This window comes from Blautia difficilis, from assembly GCF_014297245.1.
In the GTDB taxonomy this organism is placed as follows: domain Bacteria; phylum Bacillota; class Clostridia; order Lachnospirales; family Lachnospiraceae; genus Blautia_A; species Blautia_A difficilis.
Genome location: NZ_JACOQG010000003.1, coordinates 111,249 through 129,219 on the forward strand (window position 1 = coordinate 111,249; position 17,971 = coordinate 129,219).

The 17,971-nt window shown below is 45.4% G+C and carries 15 protein-coding genes, 1 tRNA gene and 1 other annotated feature; of the genes, 1 reads left to right on the top strand and 15 read right to left on the bottom strand.

What is annotated here, in order from left to right:
• Window positions 1-31: 31 nt before the first annotated feature.
• The 6 genes from thrC to H8Z82_RS03510 form a co-directional block, all read right to left on the bottom strand.
• Window positions 32-1,522, bottom strand: a complete 1,491-nt coding sequence (thrC, locus tag H8Z82_RS03485; RefSeq protein ID WP_186994249.1) for a threonine synthase — start codon at window positions 1,520-1,522, stop codon at window positions 32-34.
• 182 nt (window positions 1,523-1,704) lie between these two features.
• The gene (locus H8Z82_RS03490) at window positions 1,705-2,613 is read right to left on the bottom strand and encodes a cell wall hydrolase (RefSeq protein WP_186994250.1); all 909 of its coding nucleotides are present in this window, start codon (window positions 2,611-2,613) and stop codon (window positions 1,705-1,707) included.
• A gap of 302 nt (window positions 2,614-2,915) precedes the next feature.
• Complete coding sequence (locus H8Z82_RS03495; protein ID WP_186994251.1) at window positions 2,916-5,366, bottom strand: methyltransferase domain-containing protein; 2,451 nt, start codon at window positions 5,364-5,366, stop codon at window positions 2,916-2,918.
• 148 nt (window positions 5,367-5,514) lie between these two features.
• On the bottom strand, window positions 5,515-6,240 hold the full coding sequence (gene pflA / locus H8Z82_RS03500) for a pyruvate formate-lyase-activating protein (protein WP_019161867.1): 726 nt from the start codon (window positions 6,238-6,240) through the stop codon (window positions 5,515-5,517).
• 5 nt (window positions 6,241-6,245) lie between these two features.
• Window positions 6,246-8,501, bottom strand: a complete 2,256-nt coding sequence (gene pflB / locus H8Z82_RS03505; RefSeq protein WP_019161868.1) for a formate C-acetyltransferase — start codon at window positions 8,499-8,501, stop codon at window positions 6,246-6,248.
• A gap of 275 nt (window positions 8,502-8,776) precedes the next feature.
• The gene (locus H8Z82_RS03510; RefSeq protein WP_186994252.1) at window positions 8,777-10,432 is read right to left on the bottom strand and encodes a 2-isopropylmalate synthase; all 1,656 of its coding nucleotides are present in this window, start codon (window positions 10,430-10,432) and stop codon (window positions 8,777-8,779) included.
• A gap of 89 nt (window positions 10,433-10,521) precedes the next feature.
• Window positions 10,522-10,780 (bottom strand) — a binding site (T-box leader).
• A gap of 146 nt (window positions 10,781-10,926) precedes the next feature.
• On the opposite strand from H8Z82_RS03510, the gene H8Z82_RS03515 reads away from it, so the two are divergent.
• Window positions 10,927-11,000 (top strand) — tRNA-Pro (locus H8Z82_RS03515).
• Window positions 11,001-11,119: 119 nt separating this feature from the next.
• Here H8Z82_RS03515 and H8Z82_RS03520 read toward each other — a convergent pair.
• The 9 genes from H8Z82_RS03520 to cobT all read right to left on the bottom strand — a co-directional run bounded on the left by H8Z82_RS03520 (window position 11,120) and on the right by cobT (window position 17,970).
• Window positions 11,120-12,361 carry a DUF1015 domain-containing protein gene (locus H8Z82_RS03520; RefSeq protein ID WP_186994253.1) on the bottom strand — a complete coding sequence of 414 codons (1,242 nt, stop codon included), beginning with the start codon at window positions 12,359-12,361 and terminating at the stop codon, window positions 11,120-11,122.
• Between the two features lie 77 nt (window positions 12,362-12,438).
• Window positions 12,439-13,026, bottom strand: a complete 588-nt coding sequence (locus H8Z82_RS03525; protein ID WP_186994254.1) for a nucleotidyltransferase family protein — start codon at window positions 13,024-13,026, stop codon at window positions 12,439-12,441.
• Complete coding sequence (yqeC, locus tag H8Z82_RS03530) at window positions 13,023-13,793, bottom strand: selenium cofactor biosynthesis protein YqeC (RefSeq protein ID WP_186994255.1); 771 nt, start codon at window positions 13,791-13,793, stop codon at window positions 13,023-13,025. Before yqeC ends, H8Z82_RS03525 begins: the two co-directional genes overlap by 4 nt.
• Entirely contained in the window at window positions 13,783-14,586 is an 804-nt protein-coding gene (yqeB, locus tag H8Z82_RS03535) for a selenium-dependent molybdenum cofactor biosynthesis protein YqeB (protein WP_186994256.1), read from the bottom strand. Before yqeB ends, yqeC begins: the two co-directional genes overlap by 11 nt.
• A gap of 1 nt (window position 14,587) precedes the next feature.
• Window positions 14,588-15,187 (bottom strand): histidine phosphatase family protein, encoded by a 600-nt coding sequence (locus H8Z82_RS03540; RefSeq protein WP_186994257.1) that lies wholly within the window; start codon window positions 15,185-15,187, stop codon window positions 14,588-14,590.
• Window positions 15,180-15,560, bottom strand: coding sequence for a bifunctional adenosylcobinamide kinase/adenosylcobinamide-phosphate guanylyltransferase (locus H8Z82_RS03545; RefSeq protein ID WP_186994258.1), 381 nt, complete (start codon window positions 15,558-15,560; stop codon window positions 15,180-15,182). The genes H8Z82_RS03540 and H8Z82_RS03545 overlap by 8 nt, the downstream gene beginning before the upstream one ends.
• 22 nt (window positions 15,561-15,582) lie before the next feature.
• Entirely contained in the window at window positions 15,583-16,356 is a 774-nt protein-coding gene (locus tag H8Z82_RS03550) for an adenosylcobinamide-GDP ribazoletransferase (RefSeq protein ID WP_186994259.1), read from the bottom strand.
• Between the two features lie 19 nt (window positions 16,357-16,375).
• Entirely contained in the window at window positions 16,376-16,906 is a 531-nt protein-coding gene (locus H8Z82_RS03555) for a bifunctional adenosylcobinamide kinase/adenosylcobinamide-phosphate guanylyltransferase (RefSeq protein WP_186994260.1), read from the bottom strand.
• Window positions 16,906-17,970 (bottom strand): nicotinate-nucleotide--dimethylbenzimidazole phosphoribosyltransferase, encoded by a 1,065-nt coding sequence (cobT, locus tag H8Z82_RS03560; protein WP_186994261.1) that lies wholly within the window; start codon window positions 17,968-17,970, stop codon window positions 16,906-16,908. Before cobT ends, H8Z82_RS03555 begins: the two co-directional genes overlap by 1 nt.
• Window position 17,971 lies beyond the last annotated feature (1 nt).

Here is a 17,971-nt window from a genome sequence, read left to right on the forward strand (position 1 = left end):
ATATAGTTTTTTTCAACATAAAATGCACAAATTATAAGATTCCAAGAATTTCCTTCACAGCTTTTGGCATATCAGGAGCATCCACCACTCTGTCATGAAGAACAGGAGCTGTACGGATGGTCTCAACTGCCTGCGGAATCTTCACACCGGACAGGATACAAAGCTCATCAGCCAGGGCAAAATCATCCTTGCCCTCTGTATCAACTCCAAGAGCATCCATAACACTTCTGGTAAATTTATAAGGGCTGGCTGTGGAAGCGATCACTGCAGGAAGCTTATCTCCTGTTTCCTTTACATATTTGTCATATACACCGGCAGCAACTGCAGTATGGGTATCTATCACATAATGACTGTTTTTGAAAACTCCGGCGATGGTTGCAGCTGTTTCCTCTTCTGTACAGAAATTTCCGTAGAAATCTCCCAGCTGGGATTTCATTTCCTCTGTAATCGTGTACTCTCCGCCTGCAGATAATGCCTGCATCAGCTCAGCACATTTCTTTGCGTCTGCACCTGCAATACGGTAAATAAGGCGCTCCAGATTACTGGAGATCAGGATATCCATGGAAGGAGAGGTTGTCAGGATAAAGTCACGTTTTCTGTCATAGGTACCTGTACGGAAGAAATCATACAGTACTTTATTATCATTTGACGCACAGATCAGCTTATGTACAGGAAGACCCATCTGCTTTGCATAATATGCAGCAAGGATATTTCCAAAGTTTCCTGTAGGCACTGTGATATTGATCTCCTGTCCGTCCTTGATCTTTCCTTCGCGGACCAGGGATGCATATGCATATACATAATATACGATCTGCGGAACCAGACGTCCGATATTAATAGAGTTTGCCGAAGAGAACTGATAACCTGCCTGATCAAGCTCTGCTTCCAGCTTCTGGTCATTAAACATTTTCTTTACAGCAGTCTGGGCATCATCAAAATTGCCGGTAATTCCCACTACGTAGGTATTATTTCCCTTCTGGGTAACCATCTGCTTCTCCTGAATAGGGCTTACACCATTCTTCGGATAAAAGACAATGATCTTTGTGCCCGGTACATCTGCAAAGCCTGCCATAGCAGCCTTTCCTGTATCCCCTGATGTTGCGGTGAGGATCACGATCTCATTTTTTACATTATTTTTCTTTGCTGCTGTAGTCATAAGATGGGGAAGAATTGATAAAGCCATATCCTTGAATGCAATGGTAGCTCCATGGTACAGCTCCAGGAAATATACTCCGTCTGCCTCATGAAGCGGTGCGATTGTCTTTGTATCAAATTTATCGTCATAGGCTCTGCTGATGCAGTTTTTCAATTCCTCTTCTGTGAAATCTGTAAGGAAACGCTTCATTACCTCATAAGCAGTCTCCTGATAACTCATCTGTGCCAGTTTATCCATAGGGACATCCAGCTTCGGAATCTCTGTAGGCACAAATAAACCGCCATCCTCAGAAAGTCCCTTTAAAATAGCCATGGAAGCTGTTACAGCCTCTTCTTTTCCTCGTGTGCTTTTGTATAATACCTGCATTGTATATCCTGCCTTTCCAAAGTTTTTCGTTTGTCAATTGAACCCATTATAGCATATGCTTTAACAAAATACCATCCTAAATTATATCCCATTTATATGCCATCCATTTCTGTACAGATAGTAATTTTTCACAGAAAAAAAGAAAGACAGCTCTCTCAACGGAAAGTCTGTCTTTTATATCATCAGTTTGTTTTTGCCATCTGGACAATATTGGAAGCTCCCACCTGATCAACAAGCTTGGACTTGTCCCCTTCATCCGGATATGTATAAAATTCATGTACGCCATATTTGAAAAGCTTTTTCAGATCCTTTTCAAACCAGGTAACATTGTGGGATTCTGCCTCGGATTTCTGAATAAAGAAAAGTGCACCTTCAGAATAATCCTTACCTTCCAGTACCTCACGCACTGCTTCTCTGGTATCATCCGTAACCTCAACCTCATAGATTCTTCCATCATAGGTAGGAGAAAACTGCGGAACACCATTTGTGGATTCCCACACTACTTCTGTAACATTATCAGGAAATTCTTCATTCTGCACACGATTCATGATCACATTTGCCACAAGTACCCGTCCCTTAATGTCCTCAGTTCCCGCTTCTGCCTCCACAATACGGAGCAGTGTATCGTAATCCTCATCGGACATAATGGTGGATTTCTGAGCAGAACTGATATATTTCTCATCAAGAGCATTGATCTTGCTCTGCATGGAAGCGCTCACATCAAACTCTGCCACACTGTCATCAATTTTCTTTACACGCTGTCCTACCATAACCTGCTCACAGGAAGTACCGATCCGCTCTACAGACTTCTGTCTGGTAACTGTACTGTTTACCCCGGACATTACGCCTGCGATCCCTGTAGGAAGTATGTCTGATCCTGATTCAACTGACTGGGAGGAAAAAGTCTCATTTTCATTCCCGGAAGCTGCATATACCTGTTTCTTACTGTCATCTCCAATTCTTCCGCCGGCGGCCAGAACAACTGCAGCACAGGTACACGCCGTAACCAGTATAAAGCTTTTAGCAGGATCTCCGGATTTTCTTCTTGTCACTGATCGTCCGGGCTGACCTTGTCTTTTTTGAACTTTCATACCTTTTATTCCTCTTTTTTCTTAATTCCAAAACGCAACATATAGTTGTAACATTTTTGTAATTTATAAGAAAATTATATTTAATAAAGACATTTTTGTCAAGCTTTTTTTACATTCCTGTAATATTTGTAGCCTTTACACAAATGATTATAGCTCCCCTCCCTCTGTACAGTCAATCTTAATCAACCTTGATTTTTCGCGCTTTTTCAAGTTTTCCCATACTTTGTTCGAAAAAAAAGGAATCCTTTTTACAGGATTCCTTATAAAATATTCGAAATATTTTCGTAACTTTTTGGAGCAGTTCAACTGTGTTTTTCCCCGCACACCAGAAACATAGGAGTAGGATTATAAAATTCATCTTTCTTCTGATAAATCCTGCTGCTGATTCCAAGATCGATGGAGAATTTTTCCATTTCAAGACTTCCCAGAGTCTCCAGATCCCAGGCCGGCCGGATATAAGAGCTGATGGGCAGCTGACGCTTGATCTCCTCACATTCCTGCATCATGGCATCTCCCACTGTATGATGGGCATGATTTGCAGGAAGTCCCGAGGTATCCGCAAAATTATCAGCGCCATAATTGGCATCTGCATTCAGAAGGATTCCACCCGGTCTCAAGACCCGGATCCATTCCCTGTATGCACCCGCTGCATCCGGTAAAGTCCATGTGAGATTTCTGGAAATAACCACATCAAAACTGCCGCTTTTAAAATCCAGTTTCTCCCCATCCATAACCTTAAAGGTACAGGAAACCTTTTCCTCCTTAGCCAGCTCCCGGGAATGACGGATCATATCAGGAGTCAGATCTATTCCTGTGACCTCATGTCCCAGTTTAGCCAGAAGAATGGTAAAAAATCCGGCACCGCATCCCACATCCAGGATTCTGAGTTTCCCTTCTGGCAGATACTTAAGAATCTCTCTCATCCATTTATCCGCCATATCGCTGTGAAGCTCGGCCCTTCTCTGCTCCTTAAAGCTGTCACTGCGTTTGGTCCAGTAAGCCGTAATTTTCTCCTTGCGGCTGTCCTCTTCCCTGCTAAAAGATCCATAAGTGATCATAGGTCCATCCTTGATCACCTGAAGGCTTCCAATCTGATAAAGGATCACACCGTTCAGATCGGAATAGCTTTTCTCCAGGATCTTTCCTTCATAATCTTTGGTACAGCCCAGATATTCTCCGGTTTTCACCAGATCTCCCGGCTTTTTAGCAGGATACCACAGACCGGATACAGTTGCAGACTGATACCGTACATTTTCAATTTCCATAGGATAATAGGTACTGTAGCTTCTCAGTCCCTGATAAACTCCCAGGAAACAAAGAATATTCCGCACATCCTTTCCTGTAGATTTCACTTCCTCTGCAGTCCAGCCACCCATCTGTCCCCGTTCGATCAGAACACTGGGAATCCCACAGGAAGCTGCATAATTATAAGCTCCTCCTGAGCCCACATTAGATTTGACCATATAAGGAACATCTGCCTGCTGTGCCATTTTCTGAGATATTTCCCTTACCTGCTGCACAGACTTTCCTGCATAATAAATATAAGGGGTCAGTTCTTCAAAGGAATCTCCGCTGTGCAGATCTATGTAATAATCCGCCACACTCTGCAGCTTTTCTACAACTGCATAAGCCAGACGGTCCATACGGGTCCCTTCCGGATTTCCCGGAAAAACACGGTTAAGATTTTTGTCATCTTCCGGACAGATACTGCCGCTTCGCTCTTCAAATTCCTTTCTGCAGACAGTTTTTACAAGGATCACCCTTCCATTCATTTTCTCCGGCTTCAGCTGGTCCGCAAGCTCTACTGCTGCCTGGATTCCCACATACTCTCCGGCATGGACAGAGGCAGTGATCAGAACTGTTTTTCCGGGATTACTGCCGCAGATCACTGTATAGGGAAGGGCAAATTCTCCCCCTGCCAGCCTCAGAAAACCGCTCTTCTTTGTTCCCGGTTCTGTCCAAAGAGGATCCTTTGCTTTCTGCAAATCTTCCTGTTGTTTTTCTGCGCAGATCATAAACATAGGAGTTGAATGATAATTCAGTTTCTCTTCCTGGCTCCATACTCTCTCCCAGATATTCAGATCTATGGAAACGGATCCAAATCCCATTTCTTTTAAAATATTTCTGTCCCAGACAGGCCGTTCAATGGCAGACAGAGGCATCTGCAGGGCAATCTTCTCCATTCTGTCAATATCAGTACAGAGATAATGATCGTCCAGATTTTCATTCTCTACAATCTTTCTGTCCTCTTCATAGGACCGACGCTTCTCCTCATCATAGAGATAGCCATACCAGTTTGCATCAAAATTCAGGAGCTTTCCACCAGGCTTTAATACCCGATGCCACTCTCTGTATGCACCTTTGGGATCCTTCAGATTCCAGGTAAGGTTTCTGGAAATAACCACATCAAAGGTATTATCTTCAAACTGCAGATTCTGAGCATCCATTTTATGAAAAACAATCTTTTCACAGAGCTTGCCTGCATTCTTTTTTGCAGTGTCCAGCATTTCCTGTGTATAGTCTACAGCTGTAACCTTGTATCCTGCCTCTGCAAGGATTACGGGAAAGAACCCCGGACCTGTACCAATATCCAGGATTTTCAGCTTTTCTTTCTTTTTCTCAGGAAACTGTCTTTTCAGGGTTTTCAGCCACGCTTCCTTCTGTATTCCATTTAATTCTTTATGATTCACCTCAGAGTATCCCTCTGCACGGGTACTCCAGTAGCTTTCAATTTCTGACAGCAGCTTATCCAATTTCTGTATCCTCCGTTTGTAATGATGTCAGGCTGATATGTGTCAAAATTCCCACAACATAATATTTTAACAAATACAAGTCTCCTCAACAAGCCCCCCGGGGGGACAAAAAAGGCTGTCCGAAGACAGCCTTTTGCATAATTACGCTTTATATTGCCCCTAAAATTTTGCGGGCATTATCGATTCTTTCCTGTGTGGGCGGTTTTACACCTTCAAGGGGATACGGAATTCCCAGTTTTTCCCACTTAAACGTTCCGAGAGTGTGATAAGGAAGTACCTCCACACGCTCTACATTTTTAAGTGTATGGATAAAATCTGCCAGTCTGTGGAGATATTCATCCTTGTCGCTTCCGCCCGGCACAAGCACATGTCTGATCCATACAGGTTTCCCCATATCAGATAATTCCTGTGCCATGGCAAGGATATTCCGGTTGGTATGTCCTGTAAGCTTTATGTGTTCCTTTTCATCGATCTGCTTGATGTCCAGAAGCACCAGATCTGTATATTTCATCAGCTCCAGCCATTTGGAATGCCAGGGCTCCTTTTCTGTATAGGGATTGGCGCTGGTATCCAGGGTTGTATGGATTCCTGCCTGCTTCGCTTTACGGAAAAGCTCTGTGAGAAAATCCATCTGCAGCAGTGGTTCTCCTCCGCTGACTGTGATCCCGCCTTTGTTTCCCCAATAGCCTTTGTAACGCAGTGCCTTATTCAGCAGTTCATCTGCTGTAGTGACCTGTCCCTCTTTCATATTCCAGGTATCTGGATTATGACAAAACTGACAGCGCATGGCACAGCCGCTGAGAAAGATCACATACCGTACTCCGGGTCCGTCCACAGAACCAAAACTTTCCAGGGAATGTACATATCCTTCCATAAGTTTTACATCCTGTCGTGGCAGGTTCTTGCGATTACGTCAAGCTGCTGTTCTCTGGTCAGGTCAATAAACTTAACTGCATAACCGGAAACACGGATTGTGAAGTTTGCATACTCTTCTTTTTCCGGATGTTCCATAGCATCGATAAGCTTTTCTTTTCCAAATACGTTTACATTGAGGTGATGTGCACCCTGGTCAAAATATCCGTCCAGTACGTGTACAAGATTCTCTGTACGCTCTTCCTCAGTATGTCCCAGTGCATCAGGATTGATCGTCTGAGTATTGGAGATTCCGTCCAGTGCATCCTCATAGTCAAGTTTTGCAACAGAGTTCAGGGATGCCAGAAGGCCATTCTGCTCTGCACCGTAGGATGGGTTTGCACCAGGTGCCAGAGGCTCTCCTGCTTTTCTTCCATCCGGAAGGGAACCTGTAGCTTTACCATAAACAACGTTAGAAGTAATGGTAAGGATAGAGGTGGTTGGTTTGGAATCACGATAGGTATGGATGTGTTTCAGCTTCTCAAGGAAGGTAGAAAGCAGAGTAGTAGCAATCTCATCTGCTCTGTCATCATCATTACCATAGCGTGGGAAGTCACCCTCTACCTGGAAGTCTGTGGTGATTCCGTCTTCATCACGGATTGCTTTTACCTTTGCATATTTGATAGCAGAAAGGGAATCAACCACATGAGAGAAGCCTGCAATACCGGTTGCAAAGGAACGGTCAACCTTTGTATCGATCAGAGCCATCTCTGCTGCCTCATAATAATATTTATCATGCATGTAATGGATCATATTCAGTGTTCCAACATACAGATGAGCCAGCCAGTCCATCATCTTATCATATTTTGCAACTACTTCGTCATAGTCAAGGTATTCGGAAGTAATAGGCTGATAGTTTGGTCCAACCTGCTGTTTTGTCTTCTCATCCACACCACCGTTGATCGCATAAAGAAGGCATTTTGCAAGGTTTGCACGAGCACCAAAGAACTGCATCTCTTTACCGGTCTCAGTAGCAGATACACAGCAGCAGATGCTGTAGTCATCTCCCCATACAGGGCGCATAACATCATCGTTCTCATACTGGATAGAGCTTGTGAGAACAGAAATATCAGCTGCATATTTCTTGAAGTTCTCAGGCAGTCTTGAGGAATAAAGTACAGTAAGGTTTGGTTCCGGAGCAGGACCCATATCCTCCAGTGTATGAAGGAAACGGAAGTCATTCTTTGTTACCATGGTACGTCCGTCCTGTCCCATACCTGCTACTTCCAGAGTTGCCCATACAGGGTCACCGGAGAATAACTGATTGTAAGATGGGATACGTGCAAATTTAACCATACGGAATTTCATTACCATGTGGTCTACAAGCTCCTGAGCTTCTTTTTCAGTAAGTGTACCGTTTTCCAGATCTCTCTCAATATAGATATCAAGGAAGGTAGAAATACGTCCAACACTCATTGCAGCACCGTTCTGAGTCTTGATCGCTGCCAGATATCCGAAATACAGCCACTGGAAAGCTTCTCTTGCATCCTTTGCAGGCTGGGAAATGTCATAGCCGTAAGCTTCTGCCATAACCTTCATGCCCTTCAGTGCACGGATCTGGTCTGCGATTTCTTCACGAAGCTGGAAATCATAGCGTCTCATACCCTGACGGTCGCAGGCTGCAAAATCTTTTTCCTTGCCTTCGATCAGGGCATCGATTCCATACAGCGCCACTCGTCTGTAGTCACCTACAATACGTCCACGTCCATAGGTATCCGGAAGACCTGTCAGGATCTTGTTGTGACGGGCAAGCTTCATCTCTGGTGTATAGATATCAAATACTCCCTGATTGTGAGTTTTGAATTCATAGTTATAGAAAACATCTTTGATCTTGTCACTTACGTGATAGCCATAAGTTTCGCACGCCTTTTCAGCCATTTTAATTCCGCCGTATGGCATAAAAGCACGTTTCAGAGGTTTGTCTGTCTGAAGACCAACAACCTTCTCCAGATCCTTTGTTTCCTCATCAATATATCCAGGTCCGTACGCAGTCAGAGAAGTAACAACCTCTGTCTCCATATCCAGGACACCGCCCTTTGCACGCTCCTCTTTCTGAAGTGCCTGCAGTTTGTCCCAAAGCTTATTAGTAGCTTCTGTAGGCTCTTCAAGGAAGGAAGCATCTCCTTCATATGGAGTGTAGTTCATACTGATAAAGTTACGAACATCAATTTTCTCCTTCCAACGATTACCCTTAAAGCCATTCCACTGTTCATAGTTTCTCATTATCTTACCTCTTTCTTTTAATATTTCCGCGCAATTCTCACGTAAAGTGAGATAATAAGATTTCTTTTGATTTGTGTTATCCACGCCGATAGTATACGGGACATCCTGGTCTTATGTCAATTGATTTGACCTATGATTTTATTTTTATACAATTTACTGCAAAAAGCAGAAATGACTGTACCTTTATCTGTACAGTCATTCCCGTTTTTTAACTTTTCTATTATTATGATATCCGCGAATTGCTCTGCTGCAAAGCAGCTCCTGCAATTCTGATATTAGCGATTGTTGATAGCAGTTACCAGGGCGTCAATGGAGGCACGGATGATATCAGGATCCACTCCTGCTCCCCATGCCAGGGTTCCGTCCGGTTTCTTGATTCCCACATAGGCGATAGCTTTGGAACTGGAACTGCACTCCAGCGCATGCTCCTGATAGGTTTCCAGAGAATACTCCAGATCATAGGCTTTCTTCAGAGCATTGCTTACTGCGTCCAGACGTCCGTTTCCACAGGCTTCTGTAACAATGGTCTCACCCTGGAAGGTTGAGGTTACATGTGTGGTAATTCCTCCATCCTTCTGCTGGAAATGTACCTCATTGATACGGTATGGCTCAACCACATTCTCGAAGGTTGACTTAAACAGACCAAAGATTTCATCCGGATGCAGCTCTTTGTGCTTATGATCAGATACTGCCTTGGTGGCATAACCCATAGCCTCACGCATTTTCGGAGGAAGGTTCAGGCCGTATTTGGTCTCCAGAATATAACCAACACCGCCCTTTCCGGACTGGCTGTTAATACGGATGACATCTGCATCGTAGTTTCTGCCCACATCTGTAGGATCGATGGGCAGATACGGTACATTCCAGTGATCCGGATCTTTGTCATCTCTCCAGTGCATACCTTTGGCAATGGCATCCTGATGGGATCCTGAAAATGCTGCAAATACCAGAGCACCACTGTACGGGCTTCTCTCTGTAACCTTCATGCCGGTGCACTCCTCATATACTTCACAGATATGAGGCATGTCAGAGAAATCAAGCTTAGGATCCACTCCCTGGGAATACATATTCATGCCAAGTGTTACAATATCCACGTTACCGGTACGCTCACCGTTTCCAAATAAAGTTCCCTCGATCCTGTCTGCGCCTGCCAGCAGTCCCATCTCAGAATCTGCTACGCCACATCCTCTGTCATTGTGCGGATGCAGAGATACGATCACGTTTTCACGATATTTCAGATTGTCACACATATATTCCACCTGGCTGGCATATACATGAGGCATGGAATGCTCTACTGTAACAGGCAGGTTGATAATACATTTATTATCTGCTGTAGGCTGCCATACATCCAGAACTGCGTTACATACCTCCAGGGCATATTCCGGCTCTGTTCCGGTAAAGCTCTCCGGGCTGTATTCAAACTGGAAATTGCCTTCTGTCTCATCTGCCAGCTTTTTCAGAAGTGCAGCGCCATCCACTGCAATCTTCAAAATCTCTTCCTTTGTTTTCTTAAATACCTGTTCTCTCTGGGCAACAGAGGTAGAATTGTACACATGTACGATTGCTTTCGGAGCACCTTTGACTGCCTCGAAGGTTTTACGGATAATATGCTCTCTGGCCTGGGTCAATACCTGGATGGTCACATCCTCAGGAATAAGATCCTGCTCGATCAGAGTGCGCAGAAATTCATATTCTGTCTCAGAGGCTGCCGGAAAACCAACCTCTATCTCTTTAAAACCAATTTTCACAAGAAGCTTAAAAAACTCTATTTTCTGTTCCAGGCTCATGGGAATGACCAGTGCCTGGTTACCATCACGCAGATCAACGGAACACCAGATAGGAGCTTTCTCCACATATTCCTTCTCTGCCCATTTCATAGATTTCACCGGGGGCATAAAATACTGTCTCTGATACTTGCTTGCTTTCATCATTTTCTTTATCCTCCACTTTCTTATGTCTTAAAAATAGCTAGGCGGTCTGTTTCGCAGGAACTAAAAAAGCCTCCCGCCCTGCATGATCTGCAAGAGACGGAAGACATCAAAATCTTACGCGGTACCACTCTTTATTTATGAACTACGTCATCACTCACCGGATACAGGATCTGAGATCCTTATATCCTCTCCCTTTAACGGTGGACACCGTCTGCGCCTACTCTCCTGTATAAAGATTTCAGGCAGCTGCTCAAAGGCGAGTTCCACAATTTCCATCCGCTGCTTCTCACCGGCCAGCAGCTCTCTGGGCTCAGGTTACTGTGTACTATTCCTCATCTATGCATTTCGCTTATTTTTGTTGAGTAATACGTTAACATCAAAAAGAGTTTTTGTCAAGACCCCTTCCCGAATTTATCCGAATTTGCCAAAATTTTGCTCAAATTTAAAAAAACACTTGCAATCTGTTTATACTTTTGTTACAATAGCAAATGTTGCGGGGTATGGCGTAGCTTGGTAGCGCGCACGGCTGGGGGCCGTGAGGTCGCAGGTTCAAATCCTGTTGCCCCGACTAAATGTAGTAAAATTAAGGGTTTCCGAGTTTGCGGAAGCTCTTTTTTTATTCCGTTGTTACTGTTCCGTATGATTTCAAAAGAAGAAGCCCCGTACCGAGGGCTTCTTCTTTTAAAATTATAACTTATGTATAAACAATCCGCTGCGAAGTTTTGGCTCGAACCAGGTGCTTTTTGGTGGCATAAGTCTGCTTTCGTCTGCAATCTTCATCAGATCTTCCATGGAGGTTGGATACATGACAAAGGCAACGCCTCCGGTCTTATCTGCCATCTGTGCCAGCTCTGCTGCCTTGTGACTTCCGCCTACAAAGGAAATACGCTGGTCTGTGCGCGGATCCTGAATACCCAGGATCGGATTCAGCACTTTGTCTTGAAGAATGGAGACATCCAGCTGGGTCACTACATCCTTGCCCTCATATACATCCGGCCATGCTTTCAGATGATACCACTGGCCGTCTACATACATACCCATACAGTGCTTTTCCACAGGCTTACAGGGAAAGCCCGGCATAAGCATCAATTCAAAATTAAATTTCAGGGCTGCCAGAAAGGCCTTAACTGTCAGTCCATTCAGGTCATGGACAACTCTGTTGTAAGGAAGAATACAAAGCTGGTCATAAGGAAATACTACTGACAGGAAATAATTAAATTCCTCTTCCCCTGTATATCCGGGATTCTGTTCTCTTCTCTTCCGTCCAACCTTCACTGCAGATGCAGCTCTGTGATGTCCGTCCGCAATGTACAGAGAATCAATTCCTGCAAATTCCTCATGGATTTTCCCGATCACCTCTGCATCATCAATTACCCATACTCTGTGTGTGATCTCATCCTCTTCTGTGAAATCACAGGCAGCCGGATGGCTCTTTTTCCAGTCCTCCATAAGATCCAGCAGAGACTGGGGATATCTGCAGGCCAGAAAAATAGGGCCAGTGTTGGCATTACAGCTGTCTACGTGGCGGATTCTGTCCTGTTCCTTGTCCTCTCTGGTCAGCTCATGCTTTTTGACCACTCCGTTCATGTAATCGTCAATAGAACTGCAGCCTACAATTCCTGTCTGGGTTCTGCCTTTTCTTACCTGCTCGTAAATATAATAGCAGGGATTCTCATCCTGGACCAAAATCCCTTCCTTCTCCAGGTTGTCCAGATTCTCTCTGGCTTTTGCATAAACCCTTTCATCATACAGATCAATGGATGGCTCCAGATCCATCTCCGGTCTGTCCACATGGAGAAAAGAAAGGGGATTTTTCTCCCCGATTGCCCTGGCTTCTTCTCTGTTTACCACATCGTATGGCAGGGCTGCCACTGCCCTGGCTTTGTCAGCTGCAGGGCGAAGGGCCTTAAATGATCGAAATACTGCCATAATACCTAACTCCTCTCTTGTACTTTCCTGAATCTCTGATTCATTCTCAGAATTTTTTCTCTTTGTCCGTTATTTTATCATACTTTATAATCAATATCCAGCAATTCCTGTTCTGCTGCCACCTGATATATTTCCACATCATCCGGATGGGACAAAACAACCTTTTTTCCGCCTTTGTCACCGGTCAGCAGTCCAAGCTCTCCAAAATATTTTTTCCTGAAAATGCAGGGATTGCCCATATGAGTTCCGTCAGAAACACAGACAATCCCTTTTTCTCCTCTTATACAGGCATGAATAAGCCCGCCTATCGTCTGGCCGGACAGCCAGGGCTGATCTGCCACACAAAAAAGGGCTGCATCTGCCTCCTGATTTGCCTCCAGACCGATTTTTACCGAGGAAGAAATCCCCCTTTCAGGAGCCAGGTTATGATAGACTCTAAATCCATATTTTTCTGCCTGTTCAGCAATAAAATCATATTGGGTCACTACAGAGATTTCCAGACAGGATTCCGGTTCCCCGGACAGCTGTTCCCAGTTTTTCTGCACATCATATAAAGTATCCAGAATATAGCAGAACATAGGCTTTCCCTGAATTTCATACAGCAGCTTATTAGAGCCGAAACGGCGGCTGTTTCCAGCCGCCAGCATAATGATCCCGATCTTCATATCTGCACTGTCCCTCCAAAGCTTCTCAGACTTCCGGCTGAAGCAATCATCTTTTGTTCCCTGAATTTTCTCAGGAGATTTTCCGGGTTCCTGCCAGACTTCAGAGTGTCAGTTTTATTCAGATACACCCGGTACTCCCTGTTTCCCACATTTTTCTTCAGCCCCTCAGCAGAAGACCCTATTCTTACAATGTCCTCTTCTGTAATCTCATCTGTCTCAGATTTTCCCAAAAAACCTGCAGTCAGTTCCTGGCGGAAAGCACACTGTTCTATACTTTTTCCCAGACAATCCAGACCAATGACACCGATTACCAGATCTGCACATTCCGGGATCACAGGTTCCCATTCTGCAGGGATCTTAACAGGTCTGTGTCTGGAACCGTCTGCCTCAACAAGTATCACATCACAAAAACAAGTCAGCTGCCTTATGGCAGCTTCCGATATGGCAGAATATTTTCCGGTTTCAGGCTCATAACCTGCTGCGATCACAGAATGATGGTTTGCCAGAAGCTCCCGGCATTTGCCCTGTACCTTTGGATCCAAAGCTTCCTCTCCTTTGCCAACCCTGACAAAGGGGCTGTCCGGTTCATATGCCATGTGTGTGGTGGTGGTGATCATAACCTTTTTACCGGCTGTCACCAGCTCCTTTTCCAAACAATGGATCAAGCTGGTCTTACCGCCTCCGCCAACCACAGCAATCACAGAATGGTCTCTTGGATCAATCCTAAGCAAATCCAGGAGTCCACCCTGAAGTTCTTTATTTTCCATAAGGAAGCACTCCCTCTGACAACAGGATTTCCAGCACACTGCCGGCAATACACCGTGCCTTGTCGGAAATCGTATAACAGTTTTTCTTCTGCTCCTTACGGGGATCAATATCTGCGATCTTCATTCCTTCCGGAATCCTGGCACCATCCCGGATGATTCCTCTCAACACTCCTGTAAGGCTGGCTTTTACAGGTACCTCTCCGATCCAGCCCAGGATCTGATCCTTTTCCACAATATCTGCAATCTGGGACTGACAGCGGATCACTCCCCCTGCAGGAGCATGGATCACTCTTTCCCTTCCATAGCCTGCGATCACTCCCGGAATCCCGGTATTTGGCAGGGCACTTCCTTCCCGGATGATCCTGCCCAGATTATGGCCGCGCATGGTTTCTACCACATAGTCCACATCCTCCCCTGCAGAGAATCCCGGTCCCAGGGCAATGGTAAGGTCAGCCATGGATCTGTCCGTTCCCAGATTCCGTTTTGCAAGGATACCATCGATCAGGGCTGCAGGTCTGTATTCCCTGAGGATTTTTCCCTGGGGATCGACCATAAGAGGAATCTCCCCTGCTCTCCAGATTTCCTGACATTGCCGGAAGGAATCCACCTTTCTGGCTGTCACACCTTCTACAGTAGCAGTCCCGTCATACACTGCCTCGCAGAAAGCCACCTCTCTCCGGATTGCTGTAGGCCTGTGGCATTCCAGCACCAGAACCCTGTATCCGCTGACAAAAAGCCTGTGAATAATACCGCTGGCAAGGTCACCCCCGCCTCTTACTGCCAGAAAATCCATATCAACCCTCCATAACCGATGATTTCAGCATCAGTTCTTTTCTGTTCTTCTGCCACAGATTCTCGTCCAGTTCTACCTCATATCCGCCGCCATTTTTCACATGCCACTCATAAAAGGATCTGGGAATCTGAGCATATTCCTCCATAATATTCATGATAGTACCGCCATGAATCACCAGCGCAGCCTGAGAAATTCCCCTGCGGATACATCTGGTAACAGCCTTATCAAAGCCTGTCAGATTTCTCCTTTTGGCTTCCTCTCTGCTCTCTCCTCCGGGGAAGGGCAGCAGTCCCTTACTGTCCACCCATGCCTGATAATCAGCATTTCCATCCAGTTCCTTATAATTTTTATTCTCAAATTCCCCAAAATCGCATTCGGACAGCTCTTCAATAATATGTACCGGCTCTTCCGGAAAAAGAATCGCCGCAGTCTGCACACAGCGTTTCAGAGGGCTGACGTAAATAGCCTCCGGCCCGGGATAATCCATTTTTCGGAGAACCTCTATTCCTTCCGGACAAAGAGGCTCATCTGTTACACCAATATATCTGGCATTCTTATTTCCCTCTGTCATTCCATGACGGATCAGCCATAATTTAATCATTCTTAATCACCATTCCAATCCCGCAGGCCACCCGCGTAACCTTGTGACTGTAGGCAGCCAGTCTGGTACAGACCCGGCCTACTGCTTCTCTGTATTTTCTGTCAAAGGCATCTATGGGAACCACTCCATATCCTACCTCCTGAGAAACCAGAACCACCTTCGGATTCTTACGGATCAGGGCTTCTGCCAGATCAGACACTTCCCTGCCTGCTTTTATCTCTCTGCGGATAAACTCATGAAAATTCAGGACTCCTTCTGCAGCAAACACTTCCTCTCCGGACAGACTGCTGCCCTCTCCCCAGATCAAATCCGGATATTCTTTTTTGGCATATTCTGTTTTTCCCTGATATGCACCACCTATAATCATTTCCATACTCTATGCACCCACATCCTCTTTAGAAATTAGAAATCACAGCCAGTACCACAGCCATTCCCACCTCACAGAGGCAAAGGAAAAAGCCAGATAGATCTCCTGTGGTTCCTCCGAAATATTTCATTGCCATATGATGATAATACCAGAATACCAGCAAAGCTGCCACAAAGGCTGCCAGCCCCCATACAGGGTGGATCCACATCATCCCTGCCAGAAGAAGTACCAGATAAAAGATCAATACATTTCTGGATACCACATCCGAAGAATTTCTGGAAAACTGCGCTACTGTGCCATCTGCTTTTGCCTTCGGAAAGGTGATCACGCCAATTCCTGACAGACACCTGGAAACCATAAATCCAAGACTGAGGATTCCTATGGCATGAAGATTTTCCCTTCCATAAAGCTGACTGAAAGCCCCCAGCCAGGTAAGAAAATACACGGCTGCAGTGATCACTGCAAAAGCCCCTGCATGGGAGTCTTTTAGGATTTCCAGTCTCCGGCTCCGTTCCTGCCAGGAGCTGAGGGCATCAGAGGTATCCAGAAGTCCATCCACATGGATCCCACCGGTCACCAGTACCGGTATCAGTACCAACACTACTGTTACAAATCCCGGTTCATATCCAAACCGCAGTCCCAGCCAGGTCACCGCCATTGTCAATATACCGATCACAGTGCCGATAAAAGGGAAGAAACAAAACATATATTTCATATTTTCCTTTGTCCAGTCAGCTCTGGGCATGGGAATTTTGGAAAACATGGCAAATGCCACCTTAAAATTATTCCACAGGGATTTCATATATAAAACTCCTCAATTATTATTTATTATTATCCATCTTCTTTAGGTATACCGGAATCCCGTATACCACTTCTACTGCCTCATCTGCCATTTTTGCCACAGCCTGATTAATCTCCCCCAGATATTTCAGATAGATATTCATCTCTTCCTCAAATGTAACCCCATCTGAAAAAATCTCATTGGTCACGATCACCACATGCCTGGCCATTTCCTTCAGCCTTTGTACTCCAGCCAGAATCTCTTCTACCGTCTTCTGATGGGCACCATTTTCCTCAAACATTTCATTTGCCGTAAGGTTGGACATACATTCCAGTAATACCACACTGTCCTCGGAAATCTTTACATCCTTCAGCCCTGTATAGCATTCCACTGTATCAAAGCCCTTGCCTGCCCGCATTTTCCGATGACGTTCAATCCTTTTAAAGCTCTCCTGGTCAAAAGGGTGCATGGTAGCGATATAGATCCGCTTCGCCTCCCCCAGAGAAAGGACACGGTCTTCTGCAAAAGCAGATTTCCCGCTTCCGCTGCCCCCTGTAACAAGAATCAACATTATTTTAACTCCTCATACTGCTCCACATGAATATCCTCAAAGGTACTCATGGAGTGATAAACCGCTGCAGCCATATCCAATACCGGAAACAGAGTTACTGCACCGGTTCCCTCTCCCAGACACATATCTGCGTGAAGGATTGCTTCCTTTCCTATAGACTCCAGGATCAGATGAGCAGCCGGTTCCTTTGATACATGGGAAGCCAGAATATAATCTCCTGCTGTAGGACAAAGCTTCATAGCGATCAGGGCTGCCACACAGGAAATAAAACCATCCATCAGCACAGGCATATGAAGGGCAGCACCACCCAAGAACACACCTGTCATTCCTGCAATATCCAGTCCGCCTACCTTGGCCAATACATCCACAGGATCTGCAGGATCCGGGCGGTTCAGCTCAATGGCTTTTTTAATGGCAACTACCTTTCGGTTCAGACCTTCACTGGTAAGACCTGCCCCTCTGCCTGTCATGGTTTCTACAGGCTGATCCAGGAGCACAGAAGCCACAGCACTGCTGGTAGTAGTATTTCCGATTCCCATCTCACCGGTAGCCAGGATCTGATATCCTTCAGCTTTCAGCTCTGCCGCTGCCGTTACACCGGCCATGATCCCCCGGATAGCTTCCTCTCTGGTCATAGCCGGACCCTTGGTCATATTATGGGTTCCCTTCATAACTTTCAGGTCTGTACGGACCTTTGTATCTGTCACCATCCCGGTATCCACAGGATAGACCAGCACATTACACTGCCTGCACATGGCACAGACGCTGGTATCACCCTTAAGGAAATTTTCAGCCACAATCGCCGTAACCTCCTGGCCTGTCTGGGTCACTCCCTCTTCTACAACTCCGTTATCCGCACACATGGCAACCAGTGCTCTCCTGGAAAAATCAATATCCGGATTTCCTGTAATCCCCGCAATCTGGACCAGAAGTGTCTCCAGCTTTCCCAGAGAATGGAGGGGTTTTGCAATACTGTCCCAGCGCTTCTGAGCAGTCTCCATTGCTTTCTCATCAAGAGGTGTGATCGCCGCAAGCGTTTCCTCCAGTGTACTATAATTTTTCATA